This is a genomic window from Virgibacillus chiguensis, assembly GCF_900129865.1.
Classification (GTDB): domain Bacteria; phylum Bacillota; class Bacilli; order Bacillales; family Amphibacillaceae; genus Virgibacillus; species Virgibacillus chiguensis.
Map to the genome: position 1 here is coordinate 198083 of NZ_FQXD01000006.1, position 24156 is coordinate 222238.

Annotated in this window: 14 protein-coding genes and 1 pseudogene; 5 read left to right on the top strand and 10 right to left on the bottom strand. The window is 36.1% G+C overall.

Annotation, left to right across the window (positions count from 1 at the left end; all coding sequences use genetic code 11):
- Positions 1–191 precede the first annotated feature (191 nt).
- From BUB45_RS19550 to BUB45_RS09170, 3 genes are all read right to left on the bottom strand, one after another.
- The gene (locus tag BUB45_RS19550; RefSeq protein WP_073007685.1) at positions 192–296 is read right to left on the bottom strand and encodes a putative holin-like toxin; all 105 of its coding nucleotides are present in this window, start codon (positions 294–296) and stop codon (positions 192–194) included.
- Between the two features lie 525 nt (positions 297–821).
- Positions 822–2780 carry a lipoteichoic acid synthase gene (gene ltaS / locus BUB45_RS09165; protein WP_073007687.1) on the bottom strand — a complete coding sequence of 653 codons (1959 nt, stop codon included), beginning with the start codon at positions 2778–2780 and terminating at the stop codon, positions 822–824.
- A gap of 324 nt (positions 2781–3104) precedes the next feature.
- The gene (locus BUB45_RS09170; RefSeq protein WP_073007688.1) at positions 3105–4799 is read right to left on the bottom strand and encodes a methyl-accepting chemotaxis protein; all 1695 of its coding nucleotides are present in this window, start codon (positions 4797–4799) and stop codon (positions 3105–3107) included.
- Positions 4800–5388: 589 nt separating this feature from the next.
- On the opposite strand from BUB45_RS09170, the gene BUB45_RS09175 reads away from it, so the two are divergent.
- Together BUB45_RS09175 and BUB45_RS09180 are read left to right on the top strand one after the other, a co-directional pair.
- Positions 5389–6252, top strand: a complete 864-nt coding sequence (locus tag BUB45_RS09175) for a methyl-accepting chemotaxis protein (protein ID WP_073007690.1) — start codon at positions 5389–5391, stop codon at positions 6250–6252.
- An 18-nt stretch (positions 6253–6270) separates the two neighbouring features.
- Entirely contained in the window at positions 6271–7728 is a 1458-nt protein-coding gene (locus BUB45_RS09180) for an aldehyde dehydrogenase family protein (protein WP_073007691.1), read from the top strand.
- A 120-nt stretch (positions 7729–7848) separates the two neighbouring features.
- Here BUB45_RS09180 and BUB45_RS09185 read toward each other — a convergent pair whose 3' ends face one another.
- The 5 genes from BUB45_RS09185 to BUB45_RS09205 form a co-directional block, all read right to left on the bottom strand.
- Complete coding sequence (locus BUB45_RS09185; protein WP_073007694.1) at positions 7849–10296, bottom strand: YheC/YheD family protein; 2448 nt, start codon at positions 10294–10296, stop codon at positions 7849–7851.
- 128 nt (positions 10297–10424) lie between these two features.
- Positions 10425–11714 carry a TIGR02679 family protein gene (locus BUB45_RS09190; protein WP_073007696.1) on the bottom strand — a complete coding sequence of 430 codons (1290 nt, stop codon included), beginning with the start codon at positions 11712–11714 and terminating at the stop codon, positions 10425–10427.
- A 174-nt stretch (positions 11715–11888) separates the two neighbouring features.
- A complete protein-coding gene (locus tag BUB45_RS09195) occupies positions 11889–16040 on the bottom strand; it encodes a TIGR02680 family protein (RefSeq protein WP_073007698.1) in 4152 nt (1383 codons plus the stop codon).
- Positions 16027–17202 (bottom strand): TIGR02678 family protein, encoded by a 1176-nt coding sequence (locus BUB45_RS09200; protein ID WP_073007700.1) that lies wholly within the window; start codon positions 17200–17202, stop codon positions 16027–16029. Before BUB45_RS09200 ends, BUB45_RS09195 begins: the two co-directional genes overlap by 14 nt.
- Positions 17192–18688 (bottom strand): TIGR02677 family protein, encoded by a 1497-nt coding sequence (locus BUB45_RS09205; RefSeq protein ID WP_073007702.1) that lies wholly within the window; start codon positions 18686–18688, stop codon positions 17192–17194. Before BUB45_RS09205 ends, BUB45_RS09200 begins: the two co-directional genes overlap by 11 nt.
- A 703-nt stretch (positions 18689–19391) precedes the next feature.
- On the opposite strand from BUB45_RS09205, the gene BUB45_RS09210 reads away from it, so the two are divergent.
- From BUB45_RS09210 to BUB45_RS09220, 3 genes and pseudogenes are all read left to right on the top strand, one after another.
- The gene (locus BUB45_RS09210) at positions 19392–19634 is read left to right on the top strand and encodes a hypothetical protein (RefSeq protein WP_073007706.1); all 243 of its coding nucleotides are present in this window, start codon (positions 19392–19394) and stop codon (positions 19632–19634) included.
- Positions 19635–20139: 505 nt separating this feature from the next.
- A pseudogene (locus BUB45_RS09215) lies at positions 20140–20529 on the top strand (transposase); the annotation flags it as partial.
- 402 nt (positions 20530–20931) lie between these two features.
- Entirely contained in the window at positions 20932–21987 is a 1056-nt protein-coding gene (locus BUB45_RS09220; RefSeq protein ID WP_073007722.1) for a dipeptidase, read from the top strand.
- A 232-nt stretch (positions 21988–22219) separates the two neighbouring features.
- Here the strand turns inward: BUB45_RS09220 and BUB45_RS09225 are convergent, their stop codons facing one another.
- Together BUB45_RS09225 and murQ are read right to left on the bottom strand one after the other, a co-directional pair.
- Complete coding sequence (locus tag BUB45_RS09225; RefSeq protein ID WP_073007724.1) at positions 22220–23191, bottom strand: N-acetylglucosamine kinase; 972 nt, start codon at positions 23189–23191, stop codon at positions 22220–22222.
- Between the two features lie 8 nt (positions 23192–23199).
- Positions 23200–24063 carry an N-acetylmuramic acid 6-phosphate etherase gene (gene murQ / locus BUB45_RS09230; RefSeq protein ID WP_073007726.1) on the bottom strand — a complete coding sequence of 288 codons (864 nt, stop codon included), beginning with the start codon at positions 24061–24063 and terminating at the stop codon, positions 23200–23202.
- Positions 24064–24156: the final 93 nt, after the last annotated feature.

Sequence of the window (24156 nt, forward strand, 5' to 3'; positions counted from 1 at the left end):
TAGCACAAAAAATAAGGTTAGCCCCAGAAACAAAACAAACTCTTTAGCATTTTCCGTATAACTTTGCTATAATAACACATATACTAAAAAGACCACAGTGCTAGCTGTGGTCTATGGATAAGCGGTTCTCAAAAGAGGATCGGCTTTATAGGATAGGCCTCTGCGAACGACGTTTTTTAAGAGCATGAGGTCTATTTTTTATTCATGATGCGTACCACTAACGTCAACAGTGTCACCAGAAAGGTGCCAAATGCGAAAATCACTACAAAAACTTCATATACATTCACCTGGCTCACCCCCTTTCATTTAGGGTTTGCCGCCGACTCCATAAGAACGTTATCTGTATTTAGTATGCCATACATATAGAATTCCATACACAAAAATAGAACAAACGTTCCTTTAGACCTATATGCAACCTCAAGCCACTTACTAAAGCTTGTATACTTCATTATATGTTCTTTCCGTGCCACGATGTAATGCATTTGGAATGTATATTAACTAAATAGTTATTTAATACGAAATGCATATTTTTCAACGGTTTAAAAAGCTTACTTGTTAAATTATAGCAACGGCTATCATTTTTTACACTTTCCTATAGGGCATGAGCATGATGAACAAAGGCTCGGGGCGCCCCGTTAGCAACGTAGCGACTGTCGGAACGAATTAACGAAAGTTTTAGGAATCATGCTCCTGCAACAGGAGTATGTCGGCGCCCTCCGGCATTTAGTTCCACGAAATTACAAGCAAGGTACTCTATAATGAAATAACCAATCGGAGCACACTATAAAGCTGGCTACGATTGGTTATTTTCTTTATTCCTCTTATTCTTCTTTATTTTCACTTTCATCTACAATACTTTCTGGACCACCATAGAAATAATCACTTGTATCAACGGCTTCCCACTTTTCATTCGGTGTGTAAAAACGAAGCAGATCGCCATATAGCACTTCATCGGAGAGTTCAAGTTCTTTCATAACTTTCTCATGCATTTCTTTCATTTCATCTGTAGGCTCTTCAATGACTTCTTTTGTTTCACTATCATAATATTCTCCGTCTACATAGCTGTACTCTGGGGACATGAAGTTCCCATTACGGAAAGGAACAACCTCATGATGCTCTTCAGAGAACATATCCGTACCGAACTGAATATAGTCTTTCGCATCAATACCAAGAATATGAAGCATGGTCGGCATGACATCAATTTGACCAGCATATGTTTCTACTGTTCCTTCGCTCTCTACCCCAGGAATTCTGATCATAAACGGAACACGTTGTAAGTCTGCGTTTTTCATTGGTGTAATTTCTTCATCCGTTATTTCTTTCATTGCACGATTATGGTTATCAGAAATACCATAGTGATCACCATAAATCATAATAATCGAATCTTCATAGAGCCCTTTTTCTTTCAAATCATTGAAGAATTGTTCCAATGATTCATCTAAATAGCGAGCTGTTTGGAAATATCGATCTACTGATCCATCGCCCGTTTCAGCAGGTTCAATCGTAGCATCTTCCTCATCAATTAAATATGGGTGATGGTGCGTCAACGTCATCATATGCGCGTAAAATGGTTGATCCATATCTTCTAAATACGGCATGGATTGTTCAAAGAAAGGTTTATCCTTCAATCCATAGTTGATTACATTTTCTTCACTCATATCATAAAAATCTTCATGGTAAAATTCATTAATTCCCAGGTGTTTATATACTTCATCCCGATTCCAAAACGACTTTCCATCACCATGAAAAATAGAACTTGTATAATTTTGCTCTTGTTCGAGAATTGCCGGTAATGCTTGATACGTATTATTACCTTTTGTAACAAAAGCTGAACCTTGTGGTAAACCATACAACGACGTATCCAGCATTAATTCAGCATCCGCTGTTTTCCCTTGCTCTGTTTGATGGAAGAAGTTATTAAAGTACGTAAAACCTTTCTCTTGTTCATGAACTAAGGAGTTAAGAAATGGTGTTACTTCTTCTCCATGGAGTTCGTAATCAATTAAAAATGATTGAAATGATTCTAAGTGAATTTTAATAATATTTTTTCCTTTACCTTTACCGAAGTACTTTTCATTTGGAGCTGCATACTTGGATTTCGTGTAATTTTCTACTTTCGTAATGTCATTACTATCAGCTAAAACACGCCTTGTTGACGTCTTTGCACTTTGAATAGCATCATAAACTGTAAAATTGAATGCCCCCAAATATTTTACTAGATAGTTTCTATCAAATGTACGTTCTAGCAATTGTGGTCGGTCTGCTTCCGCTAGACCAAGATTAATACTAAAAGCTAATACCCCAGCTGCAATTACTAAAAATGGTTTACGGAATTGCATCCGTTGCACAGACCAATTCTTCCTCACAAAAACAAATAACCCGACTAATAAAATAATGTCAATCGTATACAGTAAATCACTCCACTGTGCTAGGTCAGCAATGCTTCCACCTATACTGCCGAAATTATCTGTTTGAAGCATCGTTGGTATTGTTATAAAATCACTATTGAAACGATAAAACACGACATTCGCATATAAAATAAATGTAAGTATCGCATCAATAATGATAATCCAAATTCCAGCTCTTCTACCTTTTGCAAATAACGCTAGTCCTAGAAAAATCAAGGCAGAACTTAGCGGGTTGAAGAATAATAGAAATTCTTGCATTACTCCACTTACCCCTAAGCTGAATTCAAATTTATATATCAAATACGTTTTCACCCAAAAAAGCACTAGTGCTACCGCGAAGAATCCTAATTTACTGGATATAAATTTCTTCACTCTCTTCACCTCAAATTGTTAAATTCATAATTTGTTCTTTTAAATTCATTTAAATTTAATATTAATTTTTCTTAATACGATTGTTAATTATAACGTATTAAATCCTCACGGTCAATTTTTTTATAAGAGTAATAGTTGACTAGTTTTACCAAATTTTGTCGAAAATAATAACTAGATAGAAAAACTCGGTTGACCGCCCTTAAGATGTAGCGATCAACCGAGTTTTTCTAACTGGATAACTTTAGCTGGTGCTTGAAAATCATTAGCACCCAAAAAAACGAATAACTATACGCAAATATCCGCTGTTTTCCATATTAAACTTCATTATATAGTAAATCGTTGCATTAAAGTTTTTAAATTGTCAGCGAGTTTGGAAAGACGATCAGCGTTGGCAGATACTTCTTGCATGGAACTACTAGCTTGCTGAGCAGTCGCAGATGTCTCCTCAATACCAGCAGCAGCTTCTTCTGATATCGCGGCAATTTCTCCTACAGAACCATTCATCTCTTTACTATTTTCAGAAACCCGATCAAAATGTTGTTTAACTTGAGATATGGCATTTGCCATTTCATTAACAGAATGATAAATAGATTCAAATGTATCCTTTGTTTCTTTCATTTGTTCCGAACCATTCGTTACCTCTTTATAACCATCTTGAAGTGATGTAGTTACTTGATTGGACTCCGTTTGAATATCTTTAACTACTTTTGTAATATCATTTAGTGACAAAGATACCTGTTCTGCCAGTTTCCGTACCTCATCGGCAACGACCGCAAATCCTTTCCCATGCTCTCCAGCCCTCGCTGCTTCAATAGCTGCATTTAGCGCTAATAAATTCGTTTGTTCAGCGACTTCACCTATCACAGTTACTAATTTTGAAATTTCCTTCGTTTTTATATCTAAACCGCGTACGCTCTCTACAGCATTCTTTACAATATGATCTATCTTCACCATTTGGTCGTTTGTCGTCCCCATAATATCATGTCCAGATTTTGTTTTTACTAAAACACCAGCAGAGGTTTGCTCTATTTCTGAACTGTTCTGACTTACTTCTTGAATGACATTATTTAAATCGTTCATCATACTTGCTAAATTAGCTGCATGATTTGCCTGATTTTCCGCCCCAGAAGCAAGCTCTTCCATCGTCGCAGCCACCTGCTCTGTTCCTAGTTGCATTTCATCAGAAGCTTGGTTCAGAGCTTTCGATTTGTCATCAACCACACTAGACACGTTTTTAATGGAAATTAACAATTCTTTTAATTGCTCATTCATCTCATTCGTTGTTACCATTAGCGCAGCAATTTCATCTTTCCCTTTTATATCTAGCGGTTCATTAATCAGTTCTCCGTTAGCTATCTTCGTCATTCTTTCTTTTACACGCTTTAATGGTTTTGCTATGGAATGGGCAGTTAGAAAAGCAATAACTCCTCCTAATATTACGACGGATACTGTAACGATTACCCCAAAGCTTAGCGTGAATTCTCCAGCTTGAATAACGTTCTCACCTTTGTTTGTAATATTATTTTCACTCTTTTGTGCTAACTCTTTAAAACCATCAATTAATTGATTTCCAATTGGTTGAATTTCATTCGCCATAATCACCTTGGCTTTAGCACTATTCCCCTCATCCATTTCTTGGAAAAACTTATCGGTAAGTTCTCCCCATTCTATTTTCTTATCCATTAAAAACCGAACTTCTTCCGAATTATTGTGTTTTAAAACATAGTTCTCCAATTCCATCGTTTCATCAATTGTATTTTGGAAGCTTTGTTTATATCGTTCATCATTATATAATAAGTATCCTCGCAAATAGCCGGTTCGTTCAGCCATATTAATTGCCAATTGTTCTTCAGTAACTAATAATTGCATATCTTGTTTGATCATTTCTTCTGTATCCTGATTACTTCCGCTAATGCTTATTACATTTGTAACTCCTAATAAAATAACTAGAATGATGATAATCGAAAAAGCAAAAAAAAGTTTCATCCGGATGCTTTTAAATGTAAATAACTTACGCATGTTCATCTCCCCTTTGTATAAAATCTAGCTATTCCACAATCGGAAAATATAAAATTATAAGGTTGTTAGTATAGCAAAACGACAACATATCCTTGCTAAAGATTTGGCGATAATCAAAGCTTTTATCATAAATAAGTAAATTTTATATAAACATTTAGATCCATATATATTTTTCCCTTCTCCAACGCGGAGGTATAATTATTTAAAACATTGATATAGCTAAGAAGTGAATAACATTAAGTTCCAGCAATGGACTTATTTTTTTATCGGTATAAAGGTACAAACTATGAAGCTTTTTTTATAAAATCTTCTTATTTAATGCGAGGCAAAAACTACCTTACTCCTTTTATATTTCTTTCGTTTATAATCAAGGAAAAAAATGGAGCTATTTATAATTATTGCTATACTTCCGATATAAATAATGAACGTCTTTCTCCTGTGAATGAAAATAACACATTCTTCGCTGTTACTTTATTTAACAAATCCTTATAATGACTTTCTCGTAGAAGAGAAGAAAGAGGTATTAAAAACATATTGAATTAAAAAACAAATCAATATACTTTACAACCTGATTAGGAGTGTGGATAAAATGAAGGAAACAACAGTTGAGCAAATAAATACGCATCCTTTGCTGCAGTCATTTGTTACTGTTGCTCCATTTTTACAAGATTTAATTAACGATGATATTACAATAGGTATTTATGACACAGAGAAGTTAATTATTAATTTTCCGGCTAACACCTTCTCTTTAAATGTACAACCTGGCGATCCGTTAGTAGAAGGGGATATAGTGACAAATGCCATTCGGCAAAATAAAAACCAATCAGCTATCGTTCCTGCTTCGTTATTTGGTGTGAACTTAATTGCTCGTGCTGTACCACTTCATGATGAGACTGGAAACCTTATTGGGGGTGTTGGGGTCGGGCTTAGCGTAGAAAGAGCAAATCAGCTGTCCGAAATTTCTTCCAATTTGTCAACAGTTTTTGAAGATGTAACCAATACCATACAAGATATGGCAGAATCCATTTCCGGTTTAGCAAATAACATGTCCGTCGTTTCAGAAAAAGCTACAGAAGTTACCAAACAAGTAGATACAATCGAAGACGTCTCCAATGTGGTGAAAGGAATAGCGGACCAAAGCAATTTATTAGGGTTAAATGCAGCCATTGAATCTGCCAGAGCTGGTGAACATGGGAAAGGATTTTCAGTTGTAGCAAACGAAATTAGAAAAATGGCGACAAACTCCAAAGAGCATGTGTCTGAAATCCAAACAATAACAAATACGATTAAAGAAGTCATTGCTAATTTGAATAAGCATATTCAAGATACGAATGTAGAATCAGATAGCCAATCAGCGGCTATTGAAGAATTATCTGCAACTGCGCAAGAAATAAATAGTAATATTCAATTACTAGCTCAACTTGCCAAAGAAAATATGCAACTGAAAAATTAATTTATTGGAGGGGTAACTATGTCATTTAAAAAATTGCCAAGTCAATATATTAACGGCGTGTGGAAAGAGGGGGCTTCTCCCCTTATTATGGAAAACAAAAACCCTTATAATGGCGACCTTCTCGCCACATATCGTGCAGGCAGTAAAAAAGATTTGGATGATGCTTATCAAGCTGCAAATGCGGCACAGAAACAATGGGAAAAAAACAACCCTGTTACTAAGCGCGAGGTGTTTGAAAACGCAGTTCAATATATAAACGATAACTATGAATCCATTGTTAAAATAATCATAGAAGAGATTGGTGGGACAAGGTTAAAAGCAGAATTTGAAATAGGACTTGTAACCAACATCATAAAAGAAGCTACCACATTTCCTTTTCGAATGGATGGGAAAATCTTAACCTCCCCTATCGATGATAAGGAAAATAGAGTTTACCGTGTTCCTGTAGGTGTTGTTGGCGTAATCAGCCCATTCAATTTTCCATTTTTCTTATCCATGAAATCAGTAGCAACAGCATTGGCAACTGGTAATGGAGTTGTGCTAAAACCCCATGAACATACACCAATTACTGGTGGAACAATGATTGCATCTATTTTTGAACATGCTGGATTACCAAAAGGTCTACTCAATGTAATCACAACAGAAATTTCGGAAATCGGGGATGACTTTGTTGCACACCCTATCCCTCGATCTATTTCTTTTACCGGTTCTACAAAGGTTGGGAAACATATCGGTGCCATTGCAGGAAAACATTTAAAGGATGCACACTTAGAATTAGGAGGAAATAGTGCATTCATAGTATTAGAAGACGCGGACATTGATTTAGCAGTAAGTGCTGCTGTATTTAGTCGTTTTACACACCAAGGGCAAATTTGCATGTCTGCGAATCGCTTAATTATACATGAAGCAGTTTATAACGAATTTATTGAAAAATATGTAGCGAAAGTAGCTACATTACCGTGCGGAGATCCCAAAGATCCAAACACCATTATTGGGCCGTTAATTAATCAACAGCAAGTAGAGACAACGAAAGCTTTCATTACTAAAGCAATAGAAGAAGGAGCCAAGCCTATTCTTCAAGGAAAAATAGAAGGAAATGTAATAGAACCTGTGATCTTCACAGATGTGACTCCTTCTATGTCTATAGCAAAAGAAGAAGTATTTGCCCCTGTCGTGTCGATTTTACAAGCATCAAACGACGAAGAAGCCATTTCTATTGCAAATGATACCTTATATGGTCTAAGTGGAGCTATTCATACAAGAGACGTTGAGCGTGGTGCAGAGCTTGCAAAGCAATTAGATACAGGTATGATCCACATTAATGACGGGACCATTAACGACGAGCCTCATGTCGCATTTGGGGGAATGAAAAATTCAGGTTTAGGACGTTTAAATGGGGAATGGAGCTTAGATGCCTTTACTACTTTTAAATGGATTAGCGTTCAGCACAAGGCTAGAAACTATCCATATAGTTAAAACTCGCATGTTGAACAACCTATAGTATAAAAAACTGCACCCAATGGGGTACAGTTTTTTTATATTTTTGAGCCGCAATAGTCACGGACTAGCTAAAAAAAGATATAATGTCTTTCATTCTCATTCTGCAAACAGTTTAGAAATATAAGAAAGCAATTGTTTTGCTAAAATTGTAGGATTGTATATATAAGATGGACCGCTAGGATTCACATCTAGGACATAAATTTTTCTCAAATCGTTCATCGATAAGCTAATAGCTACTTCAGACATACTTTCTTGATACGTGTTTTTTAAAGTAGTAGCAACATTTTTAGCAATAGCTATAAGCTCTGATTCCAATAACTTTACCTCTTGATCATCGTATTTTCCTGTTAAATACTCCAGCATATCTTGCCTGTGAACAGTCGGATGGCTTTCTGCTTCAAAATTTTTCGTTTTGACATATCCACTTATGAAATCCCAATCTTCCATTCCCTTGTTCATTAAATGAAGATGTATAGAAACCAAATTATCTCTATTGTCGAAATCTGTAATACGTGGATCAACTTGGACAACATAGCTTCTTTCCTCTAATAATTCCTTTAGTTTATTTGTCAAAGGAAGTTGACTATACACTGTTTTTCTTTTTCCATGAACAAGCAAATATTTACCATGTTCAAGTTCCTTTATAACATGTTCATCATTTAATGCCCCAACTTCAGGCTTTAGTGCAACCTGCTGATGGGTCTCTAACATTCTAAAAATATCTCTCGTTCTCTTTACTTGTTGGAAAGGTAACATATACTCCCTGTCTGCTAGAAGGTTATATAATTCAGATCGTTCGATAAGATCATTCCAATTATTAGTAAAACTTGCTTTCTCAGATAATTCTTCATACAGCCATTGCATCTGTTTACTATTTCTCATCTTCAATCTATCAAACACGATGTCAGGATACTCGATTATTTTAGCAGTCCACTCCCCACCCTCTAATACATAACCGCGGATAACTCTTTCATATTCATCAACATCCTTGGGACTAAATACATAAAAATAAAATTCTTTTTGTTCTGCCAGCTTTGCAAATTCCTCGGTTAATTCATCTCGAACATGTTTTCCTACTAACATACCTATTGTAGTTTTTCCATTCGTTGACGCATTGGAGATATTGGTAACACTGGAATTAAACCGTTGCTGAAGTATCCGATCAGAACGAAATATACCGTTTTTAGCAAGGTATTTCGCATAGGCTATTGTATTAACTGCTCGTTTTTCTTCGTGATAGGCAGTTTGCGGTCCATTATTCGCTTCATGCATCCAGTATCTACCATTTTCATCAATGGCAAAATCCAATCCAAGCTCATCTAATGCAAAGTTGTATAATTTATCTAAATGGCTCGCTACTTCTAAGGAGAGTTGCAAAATATCATGTGCGTACTTTTCTCCAAGTTCCCCGTACTCATGAAGTAAAAATGTATGAAAGTCTTCTACTCTTCCTTCTGTAGCAACATTACTTAAATTACTTTTTCTATTTCCAACACGCGGGTATATGTGAGTAATTATCCAATCCCCTTGTCCATTCTTTTGGACGTGAGAGCGAATATGATACGGTTCATCATCTTTCGTACGTGTATGAATATACCGTTGAATAATAAAACTACCTTTTTTTCTTAAAATATGCTCTTGCAACCATTTTGAAAACACATCTTGATTTAAAATTTTTTCTTTTTTATGCTCCATTAAAATGTAACGGTTACCTTTTTTGGTAACAAAGAAAATATTTTCCCCGCGGTTACTTAATAGTGATTTAAACACTACTTTATTATTTTCTTGTAAAAAGTCAAAAACATCACTTTCCTTTTGACAAAGTCTAAACGGAACGAGTAAATCAGCATATTTACGGTACTTAACCATTCGTTTAGGCAAAGAAAATTTGTTACCTACATGATAGCTTGTAAAAGGGATTTTCCGTCTTAATTCCCTTTCGACATGGGAAGGTCTAATTGTTCCTATATTATTAATGACATCTGGAAAAGGAGCAGTTATTCTCTCCCAGTTTCCATTTACATATGTATCAGCTTCTACCTCATTATTCTTTAGGTCGACATCTGTTTCTGTAAAGAATAGTAAACGGGCATGTTGTTGTTGACTTTCTTTAACTAAAGCTTGAAGCCTTGGTTGAGGTAAGAACTTTACAGGATTCGCCTGTGGGGAGAAGACACCAATTGTATACACTTTTTCAGCTTTATTTTGCCCATCTATTTCTTCCATATAGGATAACATTCTCTTTAGAAGTGGCAAAAATGAAAATTGAAGTACTTCTGTAATCTTAATGAATTTATTTGCTTCCAATAATTGAGCGACTTGCAATAGATAGTTTTCTAATTTACGCTTGTCATCTCGTAAAAACTCGTCATTCTCAAACGTCTTACTTACGGATTGTACACCTTCCACAATAGAACTAAATATAAAGATTGCCTGATGGCTTTCCTCTTGCTTTACTAACTGATAAAAATATTCTGTTGCCTCAACAATGGTATGTAATATGTTGTTCGCTTGTGATAGCTGCTTTTGCGATATTGCCTCCATATGAACACTCCTAAGGGTTTAAAAACTCTTCTTTATTGTTATTATCGGATCAAAATAGAAGTAGTTTGAGAAAATATTTGGATTTTTAATGCAGAGCACATCAGATTTGTTCCAACTTCCCCGCCTCTTCATTTATTTTTAATGTCCTGGATCATATCTTTTACTAGCGCTTCTTGATAGCCTGCTTTTTTCATTCGTTTCATTTCTTTTACAAGTGGCAATAGCGTAGTGTGTTCCATGCGCTCTAGTTTTTTTAATCGTTCTTTATCGATTGGTTTCACAGGATTACTTTTATGATATGCCGCTACATCCATTTGCCATAGACGCAACTGGGGTGCATAACGATGTAATAATCTTTCCGCCATTCCCACTCCTTCTGGATCAAAATCACTCGCATAATGAATGATACAATCTTCCTTTGCTAGTAAATCGAATACGATCCACGCTGCTAGCTTAAATTGTCCATTCGTACTAATTATTGGTGTGCTTGGTAACACATCCAATAAAGCAGAACATACACCAGAATTTTCTACTACCCATACATGCTTACCACTTGCAGGGAACATTCTATCTATAGATAACAGATCTCGCAATGGTACATTTTGTACGCTATTCATTTCCACAGCTGCTTGCCATACTGGATGTAGCATTCCTTCTTTCGTTTGAGCTTGTAAGCCTGAACAAGTAACAAAATTCAAGAGATCATCACGATAAATGCCATACATTCGTAACAGCTCATTAATCGACTCTGTTGTTTGTGGTACTTCATTATTAGGCCAAGTAGGATGGTAAAAAGTTAGCACCTCCAGAAGCAACTTCCCTAAATCTGTATGAATGTCAAAAGCGTGAGGATCAGCAGTTATCCGTTGGCTAAACATAGGTAAACGTTCAGGTGTAGAAGGGAGCTGTTCTCTTGCTTTCGCTACTTGCTTTATTAAATAATGAAAGTACGTAAAATCCTTTTCCACTATACGAGTTATCCACCTTTTTTCTTTTGTTACAGATTGTATATAACGAAACCAGTCCTTAAGTGACGGGTAAGACCTTTCTAACTCTTGTAAAAGAGATCTGAGTTGTTGTTGTTCTATTTCCTTACGTTGTTTCTTAGAGATTATTTCCTCATCAAAATAATTGTCTAATAGTTGCTTTAACCCTATTGCAGCAAATTTTGTTTCTTGTAATTGCTTTTCAAATTGCACAACATGAATCACCCCCTTCTTCACTAGCGCTTGTTTTGTCGTACCATAAAAACGTGCAATTACTTCTAATTCATGCGCAGAAAATAGTCGAACCGGTACTGTCCCCCCGATTCGGCCTAGTGATTCATATTTTTTTCGAAACTGTTGGAATAACTTATCGTATGCCTCTTCACTTTTAAAAAATGAACAAGCTGCTTTTAAAATAGCTTCCGTTTTCATATGTTGTACACCACTTTCTTACATTTCTTGTAATTACCTTGGTTATTCCTATGTGTGGCAACAATCCACCGACTAGAAAGTCGATAATAATTTCCTTGATAAAAAAGAAAAAGGAGCGTTCGGTTAAAAAGCTCCCTCTTCACTGCAAACAACGGGTTCTCCCCATCTTCATCCCTATACATGTAACGTAGTTGTTTTTTCTTCTTCTGTATCATTTATAACTAATGAGCGCCTATTCCCGTCCCAATGGTAACGAATAACGGTTACAAAGTCTTGGTTTTTGGGACGAACGAGCTCATAGATGGCGAGATTAGATATTGTTTCATAATCTCCCCAAAGCACCTGAGAGTTCATCATATAGTTAAAACCTAATTCTTCAACTAAACGAAACATGACGCTAATATTAGCTTCGTCCACACCTGCAAAAGCTTCATCTAATGAGATAATATAAGGCGCTGTATTGGCAGCTTCTTTATATCTGGAATAACAAGCTGTAAATAATGGAATATACATCGCCATCGCCTTTTCTCCACCACTAAATTGATAAAACGCATGGTTAGAAAGCTCTCTTTTCGGTTCGCCTTTTCGTTTGTAAGATAATACAAACGAAAACCAGTTACGATAATCTAAGACATCTTTTAATACTTGTAAAAGCGTACTTCCTTCGCCTTTTATTTCAACTAGTTCTTTTGCTCTAGCAATTCTTGATCGAAAGTGATCCATTACTTTTAGCATATCTGTTTCTTTCAATAACCTAGAATCACGACGCAATAAATCGACTAACTCTTTTGTATCCAGTTCCGCTTCTGATTCTGCTGTACGAGGTTTCCATTTAATTGAAAAAGATAACCCTGAGGAAGAGTCGCTTTCTGCCATCAGCTTGTCCATTTTTTCCGTCCATTGCTGTGCTCTACTTATACGGCTTCTCAGTTTTTTGCCAACAGAATCAAATAGGATTTCCTCATATAACTTGCGATCCTGATCGTCCAATAAATGCTGTTGTTGCAACCGATCCTCTTCTAGTTTCTCACTTACAACATACGGGTCAACTCGTTTCCCTTGATAATCAAGTTGGATGAGTCGCCTTGTAGCTTTCTCCTTCCAATATTGAATTTTTAACAGTTGTTCATCGGTCCAATCATGATCCATCCAAGGGTAATTTTCGGCTTGAACTTGTACATCCGACATACGATACTCCATTAAATTAGAATGCTGCTCGTAATATACACTTGTTAATTGACCTTCAATCGTCGTTAAATTCTTTTCTTTTAACCAATGCTTATAATTTTGGAGAATCCATTTTGCACAAACCTCATTCGTTTCATAGGACGCAGGAAAAGCGATGAATTGATATTTCATCTCTTTAACAAAGGTATCTTCCCAAGCTTCCATCATCTTTTCTAAAAATGTGAGTTGCTGTTTTCCTACTTGAATTTGTTGCTGAAGCATATCACGTGTCGCTTCTTTCTTAGGAATACTCGCTTGATTATCAAGATATTCTTTCCCTATCTCTTGCAACGATTGCTGCACTTCGCGGATTTGCTTCCGAACATCTGCTACACCGTGCATATCCAATTGTTGTTCAATCTGTTTTATGTTGCCAGCTACTTTTGCCTTTTTATCAGCTAATACATTGAGCTCTCCATTTAATTCATCTACTTCAGCTATCATTTGACTTAAACGATCTTTAGCCTGAAAAATACTTTCTTGTTGTAGTAAAAAGGTTTTATGAGACGTAACTAGTGAGCTTAGCGTCTTCTCGTATTGACGCATTTCTTGCTTCGCTTCTATATAGCCTTCTAGAGAAAAGGTAATATTTAAGTCTCTTGTTTTTTGATCAAGGATACGTTTTTTCTCTTGGTAATTTCGATTCGTTCCTTGCATCTCCGTATCCATTCGTTCTAATTCTTTTTGCAGTTGCTGTCGTTCAAACTGCTTTTCTTTCATTTTTGTATAACTTACTTGTAAATCTTTTTCGTCAGGGAATCGATCCATAGCTACTTGTGCTTTAGCAACACTTTTTTCCGAATCGCTTATCTTTGTTTCCAGTTCTTGCATTTGCTGCTGTAAATCTTGTATCTCTTTTTCAATTTGCGCTATCATTTCCTCTCGGTAACGTTTACGGGCATTTTTCCCAATATAACGAACGACATCTACAGGTTCCGTATGTCCCTCCAGCAATCCTATTCGATACTTTCCGTCTTCACTGATACTAAAACTTCCCGTTTCTAGTTGTTCTTCAAATACGATACTGCGAAGCACATCATCTACTAATTGTTCCGATACCGATTGCTCATGATCAATATCAGGCTTTAAATAGTCAGCAAGTGTATGAGCCATCATTTGTGGGTTAGGCTGAATAATACGGTCATGATGTAATGGTGTTCCGTGCTCTGCAATTAAACTATTTAGTATACCAGCATCTAGTAGAATAGCCTCCAATTGTTTACACATTTCTTCCGGTACATGATCTTGAAATTCAACCACTTCATAGAAAGGAGCAAATGCATATTGATTGTCTTTTAACTTTTCTCTTGCTTGTTTCGTTTTTTCTTTCTGATGAGGTGGTTCAGGATCACGTTTGTTTTGCCACATTGCTCTTTCTATTTCTTTTTCTTGTAATGCATCCTGTATAAGCGACAAATTTCCTTTGTACGTTGCAATGCGTTCGTTTTTTTCCATCTGATAAGCGGTGCTTCTTTGTACATACAATTGACGTATATCTTCAAACGTATTTTCTTCATAAAGCTGTTCCATCTCTCGAGCTGTCTTTTGTAATGTTTCCTCTTCTATCGCCAAAAAGTCATTTGCTTCTGCCCACTGATAGATGTCGGAAAGTTTTTTCTGCTTATCCTCTTCAAATACATTTTGCCAATCTTTTTCTTCTTGGCGAACGGTATCCAACTGCAGCGACGAGTCAGCTAAGCGCTTTTGAAATTCTACCAGCTGTTTTTTTAATTGTTCGTACGTACGAACTTCTTCTGTAATCGTATCTAATAATTGATAATGTGTTTCTGCTTCTTGTCGCCACACAGTAAAATTAAATGCTCTCGTCTCGTACCGTTTAAAATCCTGTTCGTTCACTTCATGCTGTAAAAAAGAGGCTGCTTCTGCTGCAAGCTGTAAATCTTCTAGTGCATCTTTTATTTCTTCTTTCACAACTTCATTTTCTGCTTCTAATGCAGTAATTTTATCTCCTGTTTGCAATTCCAAACGTTTTTTTTCGGAGACATGATTCTGTTTACGCGCTACATCTGCATGGATCTCTTCTAAAACCTGTTGCTCATGTGTTAAATCCTTTTCTAGATTCCACACCTTATGATGACGCAACCGTTCTTCTTTCTTTTCGAGTATGTCTTTTTCTTGTTGTAATATTCTATTTCGTTCGTGAAGCTGGCTAATTTCTGTTTCTAACTGCCCTTCTACTTGCTCTTTCTCTTTCATTTCATTCATTTTCTTCGCAGATTGCTTCTTCGTATCCATATACTCATGAGCAGCAGCGGTAATCATATACGTATTGTAATCATCATAACGGTTAATTAATTTGTTTAAGGCTTGCTGCTCGCGCTCTAATTGTTCAATTTGTTGCTTTGTTTGATCCATATGCTCAATCGTATCCGATAAATGGCGTAAGTCTTCATCCGTTAACGGCGGTAATGCTGCTTCTAATATTTCATAAATAACGGTTGGCTTAAAATCCTTAGACAGCTTCGGACTTCGTAATTGAATTAATAGTTTAATTAAATCTTCAAATGCATCGATTTCTTCAAAACCGAATATATATTTATTAACAAGTTGCATATACTCCGTTTGCGTACGCACAACATGTCCACCCTCACCTACTCGATTTTCCAACTGCACACGAGAAAGCGGGATTTGTTGTGTTTCGCCAGCATGGCGTTCCGTTTCATATAAAAATATATCTTCATTTATACGTCGATTATCCGTGATTACAAAATACCATGTATTCATGGATTTATGCCTGCGAGCTTGCATACCTATGCCTGTAGTAATGTATTGACCTGTATTTTTTCGTTTATATTCAATAAATAAATAACCCGTACGTTCATCTCGGTCGACGATATCTTTTTCTCCAAGCAAATAATCTTCCATCTTGCGCGCTTTCGATCCAAATGGATCTAGTCGATCTGGGGACTTTTTTCCATCTAATAAAACGGGTAAAATACTTTGCATGGTCACTGATTTCCCTGAACCGTTACTACCGCGAAGCAAAAGCTTTCCATCTGCAAATTGAAAAATTTCATCATCATAATACCAGAAGTTCAATAAGCCTGCCCGATGTAATTCCCATTTATTTTTGCTCATACAAAGACATCCCTTCTTCCACATACTTTTTCGGGTACTTTCCAACGACACGTCCTAACAACGGTCGGACAATATAATCCTTTGTAAAGGTATCCTGCTGCAACATTTCCCAGCTCTTTAATGTTTCAGTTAATTCTTTTTGCATTTGCTTTATGCTACCTTCACGATACTGTTTACTCCAACCAGGTCCATATTGTTCATGAAGTGAAGACAGCAAACTTTCAAAGGCAACCGGGCTAATGCGAATATTGCCAAACGTATCAGGTTGAAAATCATCTTCATGGTCTCGAAGGTAAGCCGCTAAGTGCAGCGCTATATCCATAATCGCTTTTTGATCAGGGAATAATGTAAGCTCCTGTTTTTTCTCTTCCGCTACAAGCAGCGCCACATTTTTAAAAATCTCAAACCGGAATAACGTATGCTCCTCCAGGTCATCACGCAGGCGATTACGGTAATTACGTATATAAGCAAAATCAGGGTCATCCTCACTCTGTCTTTGAACAGCAGGTGATAAAAGTAATTTACGGTAGACACGTTTTCTCCTGCCATCTACTGCCTCGTGCCTATCCCATTCACCTTGCAATATCTCTTCTTTAGATTGATAATGTATCAAATCTTTTGGATAAGAACGCATAAAGTACCTTGCGTATACCGTTACTTCATACAATACTTCATGTTCTTCATTTAAGGCGAAATGATCCACTTCCCCTTCCACAACCGCGAGTATGGATAACTTCTCTAACTGCTTTATTACTCGAACGAGCGATCTACGATGATGATAATTCGTCCAATCAAGTGGTAGATCACCAAGGTAAAGATCTTTTATATCTTCGCATATTTCCGTTAATAAAAATTGTTCATCAACGGTACGATTTTCTGTAAAGGCTAATGCACAACAAAAAATGGCATAATCTCGTGGTTCTTGAAAATCTTGTATTCCCATCCAACTTTTTGTTTCTACAGGTATTTTTTCTAATTTAATAAAATGTTGATGCACAATTAAATCAAAGCCTAATTTATCGGATACATAACGCTGAATAACCTTTTCCCTTTCCCGAATAAGCTGATATGCTTCTGGGTGTTTGGATCGCAATATCCAAAAGTGTTCGAGCAAAATACGCATCGCTGTTTGCGCTTTTTCATCAAACTGATTATGCTCCATGACGGTTCACCTCATCTAGAAATTCAAATATTACAGCAGGCATTTCCATCGTCCCATCTTCAGCTCGTAATGGTACACGACGTTCGGAATCCAAATGTACCTTCACAACCCTCCCATGCTCCGTTTTAAATGTACGATCCTGCTTCGCCATTGCTTTTCCAATCCAACTGAGCAACATTTTTCTAACATTTGTTTCAATAATCGGTAGCTTTTCTATCATGATTCTATTCCCATCCATATATTTTTCAATAGTCATTTGTTCGGCAATTTTTTCTTGTAAATATTGCTCTCTGACCTTTTCTTTTGCCTTTTTTTGATCTACAATTGCCCCTGCTTTCGTCTTCTCTCGATAATTACGGATGCGTGGATTTGTTTCGTGCTCAATAGGTTTTTCTTCCCAAGTATCTGTATATATATCTTCTGAAGGTATATGATCACTATATAAATGCCGGGTATGAAACACACCAAAAGCGACAGCAGATAATTCATGTGCTTCGTTCACATCATCCATGGAAGCGAACCAACTTGCTAAATGTAGATAGTCTTTTTTGCGACTACGGAAATAGTGGTGGCGTTCTCCCAATCGCTGGACGACACGAGTAATACGACGAATTTGTTCATTCGTTCGCGTTTGTAAGCTATCTAACTCACTTTCTCGATAAGCATCTCCTAAAAACCAGATTGTTAACGTCTGCCACTTGCCTTCCATATCTTCCATTAATGCTTCATCTTCTGTTACATCTTCAAAACGTGGCACATGTTGCTGATGAACGATGACTTGCTGCATAAAAGCATATAACTTTTCCTTATCGATCGTCCGAAGTAATTGCTGTGTTTTTTGCGCCGTATGCTGTAACCCAACGATAAAATCCCTTAAATAAGTCGTAAATTGATCTTTAAACACGAGAAAAGCTTCCGTATGCATACGTTCTTCTGCTTGTTCACTATTTATATGTGCAATATAATCTGAGGTGTTTTTAGTAATGGAGCGAAAATAGGTGAAAATGTCATTCCACAGTTGCGAACATTCATCAGCCGCTGGAAAGAATGACTGTTGAAGCATCTTTTCTAGTTCGACTAATGATTGGTACAACCGTTCGAATTCTTTTTTCTCCAAAGATCCACCAAATACGTCACCACCTTTTTCCATTTCAACGAGCATTCGTTCAAATTCGACTGTATAAGGTGTACATTGATAACGAAAACGTTTCTTTTTAAATTCCTCAATTGTATGTGCTCTTCCCATTTCTTGTCTAGCTAATAAATTATTCCATTTTACCAATTGATCTAAATCTTGATGGAGTTGTTCTTCTGTATAATCTTTGAAATCCGCTGATTCTTTTAAATACGTCAATATTTCTTCTGGAAATAAAAATTCACGCATTCGTTCATGTTGGATATAAAAATAACGTAGAATAGCTCGATAACTCCAAGCTTTTTCAGCCGTTAAATAACTCGCTTCGACAACCTTTTTATACGTTTGCATATCTACATTCTCCTAGTTTAAACGTTTCTTCACTTAGAATGTACTTTTATCATAGCTAGTGAATCGCCTAAGGTATTTTATATTACAAAAATCGACTTTTCTTATATTGTAAAGTCTTATAATCCACAAGTCCAATCGTACAATAGAGAGGGGGGGGCGTATCTGTCTCAAACAATTTCCAGCACTTCATTTATACACACTTTTACTGTTTGTTTCATGCGGTAGTGGCCACTGCGGAAAATTTTTTACAATTAGAGGGGGTATCACTTACGTAATGAAGGGAAATATCATCTATATAATTATAGAATAACTACATGCGTATTTATGCCTACATCCTCTTAATAAATCCTTCCAAATGCACTTGTTCATCTTACGATTGCTTGGTATTCTGATTACCGTCGCGTTTGTAGTGAAATGTAGAAAATTTTTAGAGGTTGTTCAAAAAATGCATTGAAAAAACTTAGCTTATCACTAAGTCTTATGACGAAAGCCTTTGTTTTTCTTATACGATAAACCAAAAAAAATTATACTTTTCCTATAGTGCTAAAAAGTGACTCATGGAACTTCATCGTTGCTTATTTAACGGACTGCATACACTCCACTACTTCAAACTTCACCGTCCAGAACTGTTATCCTTTTTATCTATTTTTTGCACATGCGCTTTTTTATATGGTTATCTTCATGCTAAAGGGGGAAACGAGGCTTGAATCAAAAGCAGATAAATGATTTATTATCCACCATGAATGATTTGCTGGAAGAATTGGAAGAAATACGAGAAAAAAGTAGGCAAGTGGATAATCAGTGTAACGATTTAGACATTCGAGCAAGTAATATGAAGGGAAATATAAACCAATTAGAACAAGGGTTACAATCCTTAGAAGGGCAATTTAACTTAGTCACAACAGGTCACGAAAATGAGATCTTTTCCAACACTTCTTGGCTTTAGCCAAATCATCAGTAGGTAATAACCGAGCAAAAGTTTACGCTGCTAAATATTATTAATATTTTACAATAGGGGACTATTCCTGAAGAGGAATCCCCTATTTACATTTTAGAAATTTAATTCTACAATTAAAGAAACATTAGATTAATTTCAATAGGAGGAATTGCTGTGTTTCTAGGAGATTTGTTGTCACAACTTTTCGTCTATGGATCAATAGTTTTAATAATATTGATTGTCTTTTTAATATATCGTAATTCGAAAAATAATTAACACATAAAAATCTGTATCCCTTCATAATAATATATTTTATGGTAGTTGTAGCATAAATTATTAAAAACATACCCATTTGATAAAAATAATTTTGCCTATTTTAAAAACAAACCTTCTTAAAGGAGATAAATAAAATTAAGAAAAATCGGGCAAAAACTGAGGCCACTGAAAAAGCCCAAAAAGATATGATTTCCAACTTTATCATGGGAATCATGTCTTTTTAGATGCAGGAATGTAAGTTTGTAAAGCTGGACATATGGCGATTCGCAAAGCACGCCAAGGAAAGAAAAGTGTCGCGAAGAACCAAACAGATACCTATTATTTTGACGTGGAAAAATGTAAATTTTGTCCGTTCAGAGAAGGCTGTTACAAATCTGGAGCTAAAAGCAAGAGTTATTTCGTAAGCACCAAATCGAATGAACATAATGAACAGGCGAAGTTCCAAGAAACGAATGATTTTAAAGAGAAATCCAAAGAACGCTATAAGATTGAAGCGAAAAATAGCGAGTTAAAACACAGACACGGATATGATTTTTCAACATCTTTGGGTCTAGTTGGCATGGAAATGCAAGGAGCCATGGCAATATTCTCTGTAAACCTAAAACGAATATTGAAACTAATGGGTTAAAAATAAGCAAATTGAGTGCATAAATCAGTAAAATGAGGACTTACACTAAGAAATCATAAGATTTTCAGTGACCTCTCTTAGGCTGCCTTTCTTCTAAATTTAAATGGGATTGGTACCCTAATTTTTCTTGAATACGTTCTTCATTATAAGGCTTCATAAGTATTATTCCTACACAATTTCTGATCTCCTGAAATGATAACGAATTGTATTTAATTGGAATTCTTCCTATGTTAATTAGCAAACACCAATAGTTATTAATACACTATAAATAACGCACTGGAAATATAAAAGTTATAACTATGTCGAGAAAAACTTCCACTCCTTTAAAAGCAAATGACCATTCTATTCTAAAAAGTGGTAAAATAAGAAACAAATACTTTGTCACGGAAAGGAGTTTACTTCATGACAAACATTCCTATTTTGGATGGTCATAATGATACATTATTAAGATTACACAAGTCACATGAAAGTGAAATGATTTTCTTTAATGAAAATACTTTTGGGCATATTGATTTGCCACGTGCAAATACAGGCAAGTTTGCTGGAGGCTTTTTTGCTGCCTTTACTCCAAATGAGAACTACAAAGTCGATCCAGAAAAACATGTAACTAAAACAGGATACGATATGCCCTTACCACCACCTATTGATCAGCCATTTGCATTAAATTATACGAATGCCCTGGCAGCAACTCTTTTTAAGCTAGAAGCCGCTTCAAATGGAAAAATAAACGTCGTGAAAAGCAAGAAAGAATTGATCCGTTGTCTGAACAAGCAAAAATTGGCTGTTATTTTCCATATAGAGGGAGCTGAAGCGATTGATCTTGAGTTCCATGCGCTTCACGTCCTTTATCAAGCTGGATTGCGATCATTGGGCATTGTTTGGAGTAGACCTAATCGATATGGCGACGGTGTTCCTTTTCGCTATCCATCTTCTCCTAACATCGGTGATGGGTTAACAGATGATGGAAAACGCCTCGTAAAGGAATGTAATCAGCTCGGCATTATGGTTGATACAACACATTTAAACGAGAGGGGATTTTGGGACGTTGTTCAGTTAAGTGATGCTCCTATTGTAGCAACTCATTCAAACGTCCATGCTATCTGTCCAATTTCAAGAAACCTTACCGATAATCAACTCAAAGCAATTAAAGATAGTAATGGAGTAGTAGGCATTAATTATGCAGTAAATATGTTACGTCCTGACGGTCAATTTGATACAAATATTCCATTAGATACCATTGTAGAGCATATCTCCTATATAGCGGATAATTACGGAATTGATCATGTCGCTTTAGGATCCGATTTCGATGGCACAACTGTACCAGATAGTCTAAAAGATGTGACAGGTTTACCTAAATTACTAAAGAGGCTAGAAATAGCGGGGTTTGCAGAGCAAGAAATTGAAAAAATTGCTTATAAAAATTGGATACGCGTATTAGGGGAAACTTGGAAGGAGTAAGGTCTATAGTTAGCATTTCAAAAATTAGATATGTAGGGAGTTTATCCTAATAAAGTGATACTACAGGCAGTAACCGTTTACCGTTCTTCTACTTCATGTTTTCCAGCTTATTCAAGGAGATGACCTAAAGTAATAGGTGCTGTTCTCTTCCACTTAGACTTGTCTAGCTTAACATTTTCCAATTCTTAAGCCGGGAGTCCTACAGCACCTTACATCCGTTAAACTCTAATTCTTAGTTTGCACTTGCCTCTTGCATCCTTTTTATCATATCAGAAGTAACTTTTACATCAAGTTGTATAAAACCGCCTACAATGGATCCATAAACAGGTAAGAGAGAAGGAGTTAAAACCCGAAAATGCTCATCCTTTTCCAAGTTCCTATGGACAATTGGTAAAACTCCATCCACATCGTTAAAGATGCCGCCACACAATACCACTTTCACTTCTTCCCTATCTGTAAACAATTTACGATAAAGCGTTACGATGTGGTGTACTATTTCAGTTGCAGCATTTTCAACTATCTGGCTAGCTACACAATCATTTCTTTTATAGGCATTAAACACAATTTCGGATAAACTTGCAATCGTTCTCTTCATATCTTGCGCAAAATAAATATGGTCAATGAGAGAGCGAGCATTATCTACACGGAAATGTTCATAAAGCATATCCAATAGTATTGTTTGATCTCCTCTTCCATCTTGGAATTTCAAAGCGGCAGATACACCTTGCCTTCCTATACTGTAACCACTACCTTCATCACCAAGTAGATGCCCCCACCCCCCTACTCTATCTTCATTTTGCTTCTTGTTTATTCCATAAGCTACAGATCCGGTTCCTGATATATGAACGATCCCCGGATCACCCAAAGTTCCGGAATATAACGCATTTAATGCATCAATCTCCAAATAAACTTTGCTGTTCTTAGGAACTAATGATGATATAATATCTGTTATTTGCTGTTTTATTTCAGCGCTCCCTGCCCCAGCTATACCTGCATAAACACAGACTACACGTTCAAATTCAACTGGTGCCCGATCTTTTATACGTTGGAATATAAGTTTAAATATCTCATGTAATTCCTTGTTAGAAATGACATTTGCATTCGAAGGACCGACTGTAAAATTAATTACTGTATTCCCTCTCATATCAACCATTACTACCTGTGTTTTTGTACCCCCACCATCAATACCAATGATATATTCCATTTTCCCCCTTATTTCCCTTCTCTTTGTATATCCATAATGGCTTCACGTAAATTACTACTGTTTTCCTGTAAAATATAACAGGCCTCATCTGACTTCAATTGAAACATGCTAATAAGAATAGCTGCCTTTAAATTAAACTCAGATTCCTGCAAAGCTTTTTTTGCTTCATGTTCTGTAACATTGGCAATGTCACATACTATACTAACAGCTCTATCTCTTAATTTTTGATTCGTTGCTTGAACATCAACCATATAATGATCATATACTTTTCCATTTTTTATCATAGAAGTAGTCGATATCATATTTAAAACCAGCTTCTGAGCCGTGCCTGCTTTCAAACGAGTAGAACCTTGAATAACTTCTTCTCCTACAAGAAGTTCAATAGGATAATCGACTAATTGACTTATTTTCGTATTTTCCTTACAGACAATACAAGCAGTAGGTACATGTTGTTTTTTTGCTTGCTTAATTCCACCAATAACATAAGGTGTTTGACCGCTTGCTGCAATAGCGATTAGAAAATCTTTTGATGATAGATGCTGTTTCGCATCCTGTTCCCCCGACTCTACACTATCCTCGGCATTTTCAATTGCTTGTCTGATCGCATTTTCCCCTCCAGCAATCAAAGCAGTGAACAAATCGGGTTGAACCCCAAAAGTTGGTGGACATTCCGATGCATCTAGTACACCCATTCTTCCACTTGTGCCTGCCCCCATATAGATAATTTTCCCGCCATTCTTAATCGTTTCGGTTACTTTTTGAATAACGGGCTCAATCTGATGAAAAGCTTTTTCTACAGAAACAGGAACCGTCTTATCTTCTTTATTCATATAAACCATAATTTCTTTAATAGACATTTGATCTAAACCCATTTAAAAGAACCTCTCTTCAATTTTGAGCTACATTCGTTTAACATCCATGTAAAGCTAGTAAATAATTTTTTCAAAAGCTGCCACACCAAATGG

What these genes read in the sequence shown, in the direction of transcription:
- BUB45_RS09200 (WP_073007700.1), bottom strand. Translation starts at nt 17,202, where the DNA reads ATGGAGCATAATCAGTTTGATGAAAAAGCGCAAACAGCGATGCGTATT.
- BUB45_RS09220 (WP_073007722.1), top strand. Translation starts at nt 20,932, where the DNA reads ATGACAAACATTCCTATTTTGGATGGTCATAATGATACATTATTAAGA.
- BUB45_RS09180 (WP_073007691.1), top strand. Translation starts at nt 6,271, where the DNA reads ATGTCATTTAAAAAATTGCCAAGTCAATATATTAACGGCGTGTGGAAA.
- BUB45_RS09225 (WP_073007724.1), bottom strand. Translation starts at nt 23,191, where the DNA reads ATGGAATATATCATTGGTATTGATGGTGGGGGTACAAAAACACAGGTA.
- BUB45_RS09170 (WP_073007688.1), bottom strand. Translation starts at nt 4,799, where the DNA reads ATGCGTAAGTTATTTACATTTAAAAGCATCCGGATGAAACTTTTTTTT.
- murQ (WP_073007726.1), bottom strand. Translation starts at nt 24,063, where the DNA reads ATGGGTTTAGATCAAATGTCTATTAAAGAAATTATGGTTTATATGAAT.
- BUB45_RS09190 (WP_073007696.1), bottom strand. Translation starts at nt 11,714, where the DNA reads ATGAAAACGGAAGCTATTTTAAAAGCAGCTTGTTCATTTTTTAAAAGT.
- BUB45_RS09185 (WP_073007694.1), bottom strand. Translation starts at nt 10,296, where the DNA reads ATGGAGGCAATATCGCAAAAGCAGCTATCACAAGCGAACAACATATTA.
- BUB45_RS09205 (WP_073007702.1), bottom strand. Translation starts at nt 18,688, where the DNA reads ATGCAAACGTATAAAAAGGTTGTCGAAGCGAGTTATTTAACGGCTGAA.
- BUB45_RS09175 (WP_073007690.1), top strand. Translation starts at nt 5,389, where the DNA reads ATGAAGGAAACAACAGTTGAGCAAATAAATACGCATCCTTTGCTGCAG.
- BUB45_RS09195 (WP_073007698.1), bottom strand. Translation starts at nt 16,040, where the DNA reads ATGAGCAAAAATAAATGGGAATTACATCGGGCAGGCTTATTGAACTTC.